Annotated in this window: 11 protein-coding genes; 3 read left to right on the forward strand and 8 right to left on the reverse strand. The window is 32.2% G+C overall.

Going from position 1 to position 12,578, the window contains the following annotated elements:
• A partial coding sequence (locus tag ISU02_RS23785; protein WP_207736452.1) for a hypothetical protein occupies positions 1 to 200 on the forward strand: 200 nt, incomplete at its 5' end.
• Positions 201 to 683: 483 nt separating this feature from the next.
• The gene (gene trpS, locus ISU02_RS20220; RefSeq protein WP_194703667.1) at positions 684 to 1,670 is read left to right on the forward strand and encodes a tryptophan--tRNA ligase; all 987 of its coding nucleotides are present in this window, start codon (positions 684 to 686) and stop codon (positions 1,668 to 1,670) included.
• 316 nt (positions 1,671 to 1,986) lie between these two features.
• On the opposite strand, the gene ISU02_RS20225 is transcribed toward trpS, so the two are convergent.
• Genes ISU02_RS20225 through ISU02_RS20235 form a run of 3 tightly spaced genes read right to left on the reverse strand, consistent with a single transcriptional unit; the run spans position 1,987 to position 3,557 of the window.
• A complete protein-coding gene (locus tag ISU02_RS20225; protein ID WP_407646466.1) occupies positions 1,987 to 2,790 on the reverse strand; it encodes a SigB/SigF/SigG family RNA polymerase sigma factor in 804 nt (267 codons plus the stop codon).
• A gap of 28 nt (positions 2,791 to 2,818) precedes the next feature.
• Positions 2,819 to 3,217 carry an ATP-binding protein gene (locus ISU02_RS20230; RefSeq protein WP_069870669.1) on the reverse strand — a complete coding sequence of 133 codons (399 nt, stop codon included), beginning with the start codon at positions 3,215 to 3,217 and terminating at the stop codon, positions 2,819 to 2,821.
• Positions 3,218 to 3,239: 22 nt separating this feature from the next.
• Positions 3,240 to 3,557: an STAS domain-containing protein gene (locus ISU02_RS20235; protein ID WP_194703668.1), complete on the reverse strand. Its 318-nt coding sequence runs from the start codon at positions 3,555 to 3,557 to the stop codon at positions 3,240 to 3,242.
• Between the two features lie 225 nt (positions 3,558 to 3,782).
• Here ISU02_RS20235 and ISU02_RS20240 point away from each other — a divergent pair, with 225 nt between their 5' ends.
• A complete protein-coding gene (locus ISU02_RS20240) occupies positions 3,783 to 5,432 on the forward strand; it encodes a hypothetical protein (RefSeq protein ID WP_194703669.1) in 1,650 nt (549 codons plus the stop codon).
• An 87-nt stretch (positions 5,433 to 5,519) separates the two neighbouring features.
• On the opposite strand, the gene gyrA is transcribed toward ISU02_RS20240, so the two are convergent.
• From gyrA to dnaN, 5 genes are all read right to left on the reverse strand, one after another.
• The gene (gyrA, locus tag ISU02_RS20245) at positions 5,520 to 8,021 is read right to left on the reverse strand and encodes a DNA gyrase subunit A (protein ID WP_194703752.1); all 2,502 of its coding nucleotides are present in this window, start codon (positions 8,019 to 8,021) and stop codon (positions 5,520 to 5,522) included.
• A gap of 61 nt (positions 8,022 to 8,082) precedes the next feature.
• The gene (gyrB, locus tag ISU02_RS20250) at positions 8,083 to 9,996 is read right to left on the reverse strand and encodes a DNA topoisomerase (ATP-hydrolyzing) subunit B (RefSeq protein ID WP_194703670.1); all 1,914 of its coding nucleotides are present in this window, start codon (positions 9,994 to 9,996) and stop codon (positions 8,083 to 8,085) included.
• A gap of 12 nt (positions 9,997 to 10,008) precedes the next feature.
• A complete protein-coding gene (gene recF / locus ISU02_RS20255) occupies positions 10,009 to 11,115 on the reverse strand; it encodes a DNA replication/repair protein RecF (RefSeq protein WP_194703671.1) in 1,107 nt (368 codons plus the stop codon).
• A 10-nt stretch (positions 11,116 to 11,125) separates the two neighbouring features.
• Positions 11,126 to 11,371 carry an RNA-binding S4 domain-containing protein gene (locus tag ISU02_RS20260; protein WP_194703672.1) on the reverse strand — a complete coding sequence of 82 codons (246 nt, stop codon included), beginning with the start codon at positions 11,369 to 11,371 and terminating at the stop codon, positions 11,126 to 11,128.
• Between the two features lie 11 nt (positions 11,372 to 11,382).
• On the reverse strand, positions 11,383 to 12,489 hold the full coding sequence (gene dnaN / locus ISU02_RS20265; RefSeq protein ID WP_194703673.1) for a DNA polymerase III subunit beta: 1,107 nt from the start codon (positions 12,487 to 12,489) through the stop codon (positions 11,383 to 11,385).
• Between the last annotated feature and the right edge of the window lie 89 nt (positions 12,490 to 12,578).

Below are 12,578 nucleotides of genomic sequence, written 5' to 3' on the forward strand. Positions count from 1 at the left end.
TCAAAGAATTGCGTGTTTTAATTCATTTGCGCTATTCAATTTTCAAGGTCCTGTGTTGTCGCTCCATTGCTATTTCAACCATTAAGGCGTTCATCCAATGTGCGACAGCTATATCAGTATATCAGTTATATCTTGCTAAGTCAACAACTTTTTTTAAGTTATTTTCTTTCGCTTGTTTTGCTCTTGTCGCTTCGCTGTGAGGCAACTTGTTTATAATACTAAATATCCTTATTGCTGTCAACTCTTTTTTTTAATTTTTCTTGATCTGAAAATCTATTCACTCAAAAAGAGGAACCTAATCCTTATACAAATTGATTGATATACTTTTTCTTCATATATATAACAAAAATATCTCCTCTATCGTTATTTAGAGTAATCTATAATTTAATCGTTTTTTTATCAGATTTCTCTATCCAAACTCTATTTATTTGCTTTGATATGGAATGAATTGTTTCTTAGTTCTTATTGCCTTGACGCTTCTTTTCAATAATATTATAATAACTCTAATAATAATTAGAAATAAGTATGATTGGATTATATAGATAATTGTTTTAATTGATAGTTGATTTTATCAAAATTCTTCTTACTTCAAATAACATTTAAAAGTGTATTTTGATTTTATAATTTAACGTTCTTATTTTTTACGTTTATAAATCACTCATACTAATTTAGGAGGCCATTAAATGAAGCGCGTATTTTCAGGTGTACAACCCACAGGACAAATCCACTTAGGTAACTATATAACCATGAAAAATTTCGTAAGACAACAAGATGATAAAGATTGTATATACTGTGTTGTCGATCTGCACTCAATTACTTTACCACAAGATCCAGAACAACTCAAAAAGAGCACTATTGAATTAGCTGCCCTCTATTTGGCTATTGGCCTTGATCCCAAAAAAGTAACGCTTTTTATTCAATCTCAAGTTTCTGCTCATGCTGAATTAGCATGGATTTTAAATTGTTTCTCTTACATGGGAGAATTGAATAGAATGACACAATTTAAAGATAAATCTGAAGGTAAAAAAGCGGTGACTACAGGCCTTTTCACTTATCCTTTATTGATGGCATCTGATATACTTCTATATGATACGAATTATGTTCCTGTTGGCAATGATCAAAAACAACATCTTGAATTGACTAGAGATATTGCAATTCGTTTTAATAATAGATTTGGTGAAACATTCGTTGTGCCGGAGCCTATTATTGCAAAAGTAGAAGAAGGTGCACGCATTATGGCTTTCGATGATCCTACTCAGAAAATGAGCAAAAGTAATCCAAACGAACATTCTAAAATTACTTTACTGGAATCTGCTGCTAAAGTTAAAAAGACAATTATGAAATCTACAACGGATAGTCATTCTGAAGTTAAATATGATTTTATTAATAAACCTGGTGTTAGTAATCTTTTGACCATCTATTCTCAATTTTCAGGCGAATCTATTCCCTCCATTGTATCTAAATACGAAGGTCAAGGTTATGGGGCTTTAAAGAAAGATTTAGTTGGAGTTGTCCAAAGTGAGCTGGACAAAGTTCAATCTGATTTTCAAAAGATTATTACCAGTGGAGATGTTTATGATGTATTGAAACAAGGTCGAGAACGTGCCAATGCATTATCTACAGTAGTTCTTGATCGTGTTAAAAAACAAGTTGGCTTTGTAACCTTTTAAATTTGAAATGACTTTATTTTATAAAACAACAGGCTTCAATCATTCTAGTAGACGATTGAAGCCTGTTGTTTTAATACTCTATTCTTTTTTCTTACTTTTATTATATATTTTAAATTCATTAATTAAATTTACAGTACCCTATTTTTGCGTGGCGATTCATTTCGTATTAAAGTATCCATATAAAATATCCTGAATCATTTTTTTCGATGGATACCTTTGAGAAAATTTTCGGCTCAACTTTAACGTACTATAGTATTTGTTGTTCAAATCAAAAAATAGGGAGCACCCTATTTTTATCCTATTCCAATATCATATTTTATATTTCATTTAATTTAGAGAGTTCTTTTCTAAATTTTTTTATAATTTTCTTTTCCATTCTAGATACCGTCATCTGAGAAACATTTAATTCCTCTGCAACTTGAATTTGTGTCTTATTATCAAAAAAACGATCATTGACGATTTTGATTTCAACTTCATTTAGTTTTTTTAAACACATATTGATAAAATCTTTATTTTCAATTGTATCAAAAGTCTTATCATCTCTACCAATAATATCTTGAAGTTGTATATCCTTATCATCACCCGATGCATCATAAGTCACATCAAGTGATTTAGGCGTATAAACCTGAGACGCTTCCATTGCTTCTATAACTTCTTCTTCAGATACATTTAGATACAGTGCAATATCACTCACTTTAGGAATACGTTGTAAATCCTGTTGCAATTTTGCTTTGGCCATATTGATCTTCTTAGATAGTTCTTGAATTCTCCTGGGCACTCTAACAGACCACCCTTTATCTCTAAAATATTTTTTGATTTCACCAATAATTGTCGGCGTAGCAAAACTAGAAAATTCAAATCCTTTATCAACATCAAATCGCTCTATCGCATAAATTAATCCAAGAGAGGCAACTTGATAAATATCTTCATACTCAATACCCTTGTTGATATATTTTTTGGCCAAAATTTCAGTGATATACATATGACGCTTTATGAGTTCGTTTCTTATTTCTAAATCTCTATCATCTCTAAACAGAATAAACAGATCTTTAGTCCCTATGCTTTTTAAATCCCTTTTTAAAGCAGAGTCATTTTCCTTCATAATATGCTTATTATTCATGAACATCAGCCCCTAATCAAATAGTAGATCACTCCACTATTTTACTCATTATTATTTTAGTTCCTAATCCTTCTTCTGTATCAATTTTAACCTCATCCATTAGTGCTTTAATAATAAAAAGTCCCAATCCACTTTCTTGTGGATCCTCTAACATCGGTTCATGATAATTATTAAAATCAAAACCATTTCCAAAATCCTTAATTTCAATAGACAATGTCTCATTATTTTGCCTAAACTCTAAATTATAAGTGTCTTTAGATCCGGAATGCAACACAGCATTGTTACAGGCTTCACCCACAGCCAATTTGATATCTTCAATAGCTTCTATATCAAATCCCATTTTATTTGCCACAAAAGACGCAGTCAAACGTGCGACGCTTACATACTCTGGCTTACTTGGTAAAGACAAATTTACAGTATCATTCATACGACTTCTCCACCTTTTCTTTTTATTGACGAATAGAAAAAATCTTGTCTAAGCCTGTCAACGAAAATATTTTAAATATACTTGGCTTAAGTTTTTCAAAGTATACAGATTTATTGCCTATTTTGACATTTTTATAAAAACTAATCAAAACGCCTAATCCCGTACTATCAATGTAATCTAGGTTTTCACACTTAAAAATGAAATCAGCTTGTCTTTTTTCGTTGAGTTGAATCAGTTCTTCTTTAAGCATTGATTTAGAATTAATATCTACTTCTCCAATCAATTCAACTTCCCAACTGTTGTTTCCATCATCGAAACTTGTGTTTAATCTTAAAGACATTGAATAACCCCCTTAATATTGTCCATATTTATAAATTCTACTACTATTATACTATATTTCTGATTTTAAACCATCATTTGATTTTAAAGTATTAATATATATATACCATTTCATCAATTTTATTAATTTTTTTTAATAATTCTTTAGCCATTTTATATATCTTTTTTAATTATTTAAAGAGATAATATATCTAAATTGTTTTTTTTTAATCACAGGGGGACATATATGAAAAAAATTTATAATTGGAAATTTATATTACTTGCAAGTTTTTTTATTTCGTTACTGCTTTTATCATCTGTTATTTATGCTGATTTTGTCGCGCTACCAAGTGAAAGTTGGTCTAAATATATCACATTATATCAATCTGAGGATACCGATCAAACTGAAAATTACTATGACGATATTTTTGATGTCATCACAAGTGAAAATCAAATTTTTCTAACTTTTTGTGATTCTAAAAAGATTAATTTTGAAATGCTCAACTTGTCTGGTGAAATTCAGAAATCCTTTTCCTACAACTTAGATTATGATGTTAAAAAAATAAGTACTGCTTTAAACTCGGATTCGCTAAGTGTTTTAATTGCAGCAGAAAATACACTCAAGCTATACAAATTCAATTTAGATGACTTTTCGCTTTTGTCTTCATTTGAAATTGCGGATCAGTATGAACTTGTCAAATTAGATGGTCAAAAATTGGTCTATTACAATCAAAATAAATTTTTTTACTTTGACGGTTTAGAGTCACATTTTATAAGCGAAAACTCAAAAACAGAGCAATTTGATTTTAAAATAGATCAAGATAAACTTTTCATCAATCTACTCGAATACGATTTGGGAACATATTATTTTAGTTTCTACGAATATGATTTAATCACTCAAAAAATGGATTATCACAATAATATAGAAAAAATTGTTACCATTTCAGGGACTACTTCACTTGATGCAAATCTCTATATAAAGAATAATAAAATTTATAATTGCCTTGTTTTAAAAAATGCTAAATACGGTCAAAACTTTGAAGTCTATTTTATTCTCGATCAAGCATCACTTCATGTACTTGAAAGTACAAATGCCTCAAACATGAGTTATGATCCCAATACACACTTCGTAGATTATAAAAATGAGGTTTACGTTGCCTATAATGATAAAAGCTTCATTGGTAAGCAAGAGGTAGGATCTCAATATCAATCCTATACAAATATTTTTATGAGACCTGTTACTGAAAATCAACTCATTGATAATTCACCTTATAAAATATTAACAAAATCAAAGTATTATGCCCCTAATTTTAGATTTTTTACCCTAAATAATTATAATTATCTCATTACTAATGAAATAGACCATCGACATAATACAATTTATTTATCAAGTGATCACCCTGATATTATATCCCAGAGTAAACATGTCAAATTTAGTGATTTGCTAGATATATTCTTTGGTGCATTAACTTATATTCCAGCCTCTATAATGACTTCATGGACCGTTATTATAGGTTTACTTTTTCCAGTTGTCTTTATTATTATTCCCATTGCAATTGTAAAAATGAGCTGGGTTGAAAGAAATCATATGAAAATGCTTTATTCTGCTGTGATCACTTATATACTTGCTAAAATTTATTACGTCTATTCCGATATTCACCTTTTACATTTTAATAATAAAAATATTGGCATTCCACCGTTTCATTTGAGTTCACCTATATCAAGCATTCTTACTTTTGTTTTTACAACAGCCGTAAGTTTACTCTGCCTTAAACTCTTTATAAAAAATAAACCTCATACACATTTTATTGCATCCTTTTTCTTTTTCTTTTTATGTGAAATGATTCAATATATGCTCTATATCACCACTTATGCAGTTATGTATATGAACCTTTAAACTTTTTAAAAATGGAAAAACACCTCATTAGTGTATGATGATACCCACTAATGAGGTGTTTTTTTATGCATTCTTATTGAGTGAGGTCTATACCTCTTCTGTTTGACTTTCAGTTTCATTAGAAACTTCATTTGCTTTTATATTTTCGTCAGTTGCTTCCAATTCAGTTTCATCAGAATCATCTTCTTTGATTAAGGCGATTGAAACCAAACTTGTTTCATCATTGACCTTCATCAAGCGAACACCTGATGTGATTCTACCTGTTACAGATATTTCGTCTACCTTAATTCTAATGAGGACACCATTGTCGTTAATGATCATTAAGTCATCTGAATCTTCAACAACTTTAGCACCGATAACACGACCCGTCTTGCTATTGATATTATAGGTTATAATACCTTTACCACCACGCGTTTGTTGTCTATACTCTGTCAATGGAGTTCTTTTACCATAGCCATTTTCAGAGACAATCAATACTTTGCCATTTTCTGTAACAATGTCCATTTCAATAACATAGTCAGAGTCTGCAAGTTTTATAGCCCTTACACCTGTGGCAGTTCTACCCATTGGACGTACATCATTTTCACTGAATCTGATGGATTTACCATTGGCTGTAATGACGATCATCTCATTGTTACCATCTGTGCGTTTAACAGAGATAAGCTGATCATCTTCATTTAGATTGATGGCAATTAGCCCTGTTTTACGCGATGTATCAAACTGATCCAGCGTTGTTTTCTTGATCACACCTTGTTTGGTACACAACGTCAAGTAACCATTCTCAAAATCCTTAATTGGAACGATTGCATTCACGCATTCTTCCGGTTCAAGAGGCAGTAAATTGACAATTGCCGTTCCCTTAGAAATTCTAGAACCATCGGGAATCCTATATGCCTTCATCCTATAAACTTTGCCAAAGTTAGTGAAGAACAACAAATAGTCATGCGTCGAAGTTGTAAAAATGTCGTTTACAAAATCTTCTTCTCTGGTTGATAATCCCGTCTTCCCTCTACCGCCTCTTTTTTGAGAGACATATTCTCCAGTAGAAACACGTTTGATATACCCTGCATGCGTTAATGTTATAATGACTTCATCCTCTTCAATGAGATCTTCATAATCAATCTCATCAGGATTAATGCTGATTTCTGTTCTTCTCTCATCATTATATTGCTTTTTAATGCGCATTAAATCTTCTTTTATGATATTCAATAAAAGTGGTTTATTTTCTAAAAGTGAGATTAAATACTCAATTGTTTTTAAAATTTCATTGTATTCATTTTCAATTTTTTCACACTCGAGACCTTGTAACCTTCTCAATCTCATATCTACAATTGTCTTCGCCTGTATTTCTGATAGATCAAAACGTTCTATCAATTTCAGCTCAGCATCATTATAAGCACTTCTTATGATCCTAATCACTTCATCAATATTGTCAATGGCAATTCTAAGGCCTTCTAAAATATGAGCACGATCTCTTGCCTTTTGGAGATCAAAAGCAACTCTTCTGGTTTCAACGTCAACTTGATGTTCAATATATACAGAAATTAACTCTCTTAAATTCATGACCTTTGGTTCGCCACCTACAAGTGCTAATAAAATAATGCTATACGACACTTGTAATTGTGAATGTTTGTAAAGTTGGTTGAGTATAATATTCGCATTAACATCCCTTCGAAGCTCAATAACAACACGAATTCCCTTACGGTTACTCTCATCTCTTAAATCTGTAATGCCTTCAACTCTTTTAGATTTTACGAGTTCGGCAATCCCCTCAATCATTTTAGATTTGTTGACTTGATAAGGAATTTCAGTAACAATTATACGCGTCTTACCATTTTTCATGTCTTCTATTTCAGCTTTTGACCTTAAAATGACACGCCCTCTACCTGTTCTATAGGCACGTTTAATGCCTTCAATGCCCATAATTTCTGCACCAGTTGGAAAATCAGGTCCTTTGACGCATTCCATAAGATCATAGACATCTGTTTCAGGATCATCCATCATTCTTACAGCTGCATCTATAACTTCACCCAAATTATGTGGTGGAATAGAAGTCGCCATACCTACTGCAATACCATTTGAACCGTTCACTAAAAGATTTGGAAAACGACTCGGTAACACAGCAGGTTGCGTTTCAGTCTCATCAAAGTTAGGAACAAAATCAACTGTATTTTTTTCTATATCTCTCAATAATTCACCTGAAAGACGCGTCATTCTCGCTTCAGTATAACGCATGGCAGCAGCACCATCACCATCGATAGAACCAAAGTTTCCCTGTCCATCCACGAGTGGATATCTCATAGAGAAATCTTGTGCAAATCTGACCATTGCACCATAAATTGAAGAATCGCCATGCGGATGGTACTTACCGATAACTTCTCCCACAATACGCGCAGATTTACGATGCGGTTTATCGTGTGTGAAATTGATTTCATTCATGGCATACAATATACGCCTATGAACGGGTTTTAAACCATCTCTTGCATCTGGTAAAGCTCTACTGACAATTACGCTCATCGCATAATCCATATATGATTTTTTCATTTCATCCATGATGTCTACGTGAACAATCGTCTCAGATTCATTTATGCTTTCATTGATTTCATCATTGATGTCATCATTTTTAAAATCACTCAACTTCTATTTCCTCCTAGACATCTAAATTTGTAACATAGCGTGCATTTGCTTCAATAAAATCTCTTCTTGGTTCCACTTTTTCACCCATCAATGTTGAAAATATCAAATCTGCTTCTGCTGCATCATCTATACTCACATTCATGATCGTTCTCACTGATGGATCCATGGTCGTCGACCAAAGTTGTTCAGCATTCATTTCACCAAGACCTTTATATCGTTGTATACTTATACCTGTTTTTCCAATTTCACCTAACAACTTATTCAGTTCCTTATCGGAATAAACATAATAGATACTTTTACTCTTCTTTATCTTATAAAGTGGCGGCATTGCAATGTAAACATGTCCTTGTTCTATTAGTGGTCTCATAAATCTGAAGAAGAAAGTTAAAATCAATGTTCTGATATGCGCACCATCCACATCGGCATCTGTCATGATAAAAATTTTATCATATCTCAGTTTTTCAACATCAAAGTCTTCACCTATACCACATCCAAACGCCGTGATCATAGCTCTGATTTCAGCAGAGTTAAATATTCTTGAAAAGTTTGATTTTTCAACATTCATGATCTTACCTCTAAGTGGTAAAATCGCTTGTATTGAACGATCTCTTCCAAGTTTTGCAGAGCCGCCTGCAGAATCCCCTTCCACTAAATAAATTTCACATTTTGAAGGATCTCTTTCAGAACAATCTGCAAGTTTGCCTGGCAAAGTCAAACCATCAAGTGCCCCTTTTCGCCTTGTCAACTCTCTCGCTTTTCTTGCAGCTTCTCTTGCTTTTGCTGAAGTTAGACATTTCTCTACGATCAATTTAGACTGTTGTGGATTCTCTTCTAGAAAAATTTGAAACATTTCGGAACAAATGGACTCAACGATACCTCTTATTTCACTATTGCCAAGTTTTGTTTTAGTTTGACCTTCAAATTGAGGTTCTTCCATCTTAACAGATATAATGGCCGTTAATCCCTCTCTAACATCCTCACCAGTAAGATTATCATCTTTTTCCTTGATTATCCCCTTGCGTCTACCATAATCGTTTATGACGCGTGTTATAGCGGATTTAAAGCCTACTAAATGTGTTCCACCTTCATGTGTACTGATATTATTTGCAAATGTAAACAAGTTTTCAGAAAAACCATCTGTATATTGCATTGCAATTTCAACGGTACTCCCTTGACTTGCCTGTTCAGCATATATAATATCATCATGAATTGCGTTTCTATTCACATTGAGGTATGAAACAAATTCTTTGATACCTCCTTCATAGTGAAAACGTGAAACCTTTTCTTTATCTACACGCTTATCTGAAATGACAATTTCTATACCCTTATTTAAAAATGCCAATTCTCTTATTCTTGACTCCAGAACCGAAAAATCATAATCCAATTCTTCAAAGATAAGATAGTCTGCTTTAAAAGAAGATTTAGTACCTGTAATAGAGTCATCTTCAAGTTGGTCAATCACGTGCAGTTTTTCACTTGTGACACCGCGTTCAAACCCAATTTTATAAATTTGTCCATTTCTTTTAACTTCAACTTGAAACCATTCTGAAAGTGCATTGACGACAGATGCACCAACGCCATGAAGACCACCGGAGACTTTATAGCCTCCACCACCGAACTTACCACCAGCATGCAAAACCGTATGGATTACTTCAACAGCTGGAATACCCATCTTATGATGCATATCTATGGGCATTCCCCTTCCATTGTCTTCCACAGTGATGATATTATCAGGTTCTATTGTGACATTTATTTTACTGCAATACCCAGCCAAAGCTTCATCAATACTGTTATCGATGATTTCGTATACTAAATGGTGAAGCCCCCTTAAACTTGTAGATCCAATATACATCCCTGGACGTTTTCGAACCGCTTCGAGTCCTTCAAGTACCTGTATCTGATCAGCATTGTACTCTTGATTTGACATTTCTACCTCCTACTAGCATTGAATACTTCCACCTTTTACTTTTATTAATTTGGAAGCATTTATATAATCATCTAATAGATTTTTTACATCTGTTGTTGTGATGATCGTTTGAACATTTTTTAAAGTGTATATAAGATCTTTTTGACGTTTATGATCAAGCTCACTCATAACATCATCAAGCAATAAAATAGGATATTCTCCAACTTCACTTTTAATGATTTCAATTTCAGAAAGCTTTAATGATAATGCCGCGGTCCTCTGTTGTCCCTGAGAACCAAAAGATTTGATATTGATACCATTGATCTTTATATCAATGTCATCTCTGTGTGGTCCAATTGAGGTAAATCCTCTTTTAATATCACTCTCTTGATTTTTTTTAAATCCCGCTATTAAGTCATCCTTTATTGTATCATAATTTGTCAGGTTCTTAACAGAAGTTATATAACTAATTGATAAATTTTCTACATGATTGGTTATATTCCCATGAATTTCTCTACTGATCTCTCCAAGACGCTCTATAAAATGCATACGCTTCATAATAATCTTGGAACCTTTATCTGCTAATTGTTCATCCCATATCTCTAGAGTCTCTTTATGTTCTGGTTTATAGAAAATCTTTTTCAGCAATTCATTGCGTTGCATTAAAATACGATTGTATTCTATGATGTCAAGACAATAAATTTTACTGATATGAGATAGCTCTCTGTTGAGAAATTTTCGTCTCTCTCCTGGGCTCTCTTTTATGAGTTTCAAATCATCAGGATAAAAAAGAACCAAATTGATCGTTCCTAACAAATCTGAAATTTTAGTAATGTTAACACCGTTAACTAAAAATTCTTTTCTATTCTTTTGATTAATTCTATATTCAATAATTTCTTGATATCCATTATCATGCTCTATATCAATTTTTACAGAAGTAATCTCCTCATTAAAATTGACGAGATCAGAATCTTTTGTCGTTCTAAAAGATTTGCCAAATCCACATACGTATAGCGCTTCAAGTAAGTTTGTCTTGCCTTGAGCATTGTCCCCTACAATGATATTGAGGTGTTCGTCAAACCCTAAATGAACATAGTTGTAATTTCTGAAATTTTTAAGCGCAATGGATTTAATTTTCAATAGCGTACCTCTACTTCTTTTTAATGACCTTTAGCTCATATTTTTCTTGAACGATACCTGATTCATCAGGTATGGCCACTTCGATTTCATCGAGATCATGGATTTTTTTGCCACGCAAAGTACAAATTTCGTGGTTTACTTTCACAAAACCTTCTTGAATTAACAACTTTGAAATACCGCCTGAATTTACGATCTCTGCATATTTAAGCAATTGATCAAGCTTAATATAATCTGTTTCAATTTCTATTTTTTTCATTTAAGCACCCCTTATCTGGATATCCTACAAGGCAATACTAAATACGTATAGCTTTCGTGATCGATTGGTCTAATAATACAAGGACTCACATTATTGATCATTTCTAAATAAATTTCTTCACTGTCAATTACTTTGAGTGCATCAATGAGATATTTAGGATTAAACCCAATTTCAAGGTCATTACCTTCCAATGCCACGCTTAGCTTTTCCATAGAACTGCCCATTTCAGAGCTAGAAGAAATTTTAATGAGATCATCTTTAATTTCTAATTTGATAGCCACATTTTTATTTTCTCTTGCCATTAAAAATGAACGATCGATACAAGTTAAAAATTGATCTGTATTGACTTTTGCAACAGATTTAAAATCGTTTGGCAATATTTGAGTATAATTTATAAATTCGCCTGCGAGTAGTCTGGAATATACTTTTAACGATTCAAAAGTAAAGAGTACTTGTTTATCATCAAAGGCAATTTTAAGATCTCCTTTGGATTCTACTTGAGACATAATTTTATTGATTTCATTTAATGTTTTACCTGGAACGACTGCTTTAGCATTTAAATTGGTTTTAATATGAGCACGTTTAATGGCCATTCTAAAGCCATCTATTGCAACCATATTAAATTTACTGTTTTCAATTTCAAGTAGAGCACCTGTTAATATGGGTCTAGACTCGTCTTGTGAAATGGCAAAGCTTGTCTGTTTAATCATGTTAGAAAAAAGTTCTTTATCAATTTCAAAAGAATTCTGGTCTTCGATATTAGGCAATTCAGGATATTCAAGTCCTGGAAGACCTACGATTTTAAAACTGGATTCTAAACAATTAATGGTAATGACACTATTGTCATTGACTTCAATTTCAATTAAATTGTTGGGTAATTTTTTGATGAGTTCAGTGAGTATTCTAGATGGAATGACGATATTACCACTTTCAAAAACAGTTGCACTCATAAAAGTTTCTATGCTTAAACTTAAATCATTTCCGATTAATCTTATTTGATCACCTACAGTTTCAAAATAAATACCTGATAATATAGGTAAAGTTGTCTTACTAGAAACGGCTTTTGAAACTAAATTAATAGCTGTTGATAATTCTTGCTGATTACATGAAAATTTCATGGGTGATCCTCCTTTTATAAATATAAATTAGATAATTAATTTATTAGTAGTAGTAATAGGGGCTGTTGATTTGTGGAAAACTACTTCTA

It is taken from the genome of Fusibacter ferrireducens, from assembly GCF_015352425.1.
GTDB classification, from domain to species: Bacteria; Bacillota; Clostridia; order Peptostreptococcales; family Acidaminobacteraceae; genus Fusibacter_A; species Fusibacter_A ferrireducens.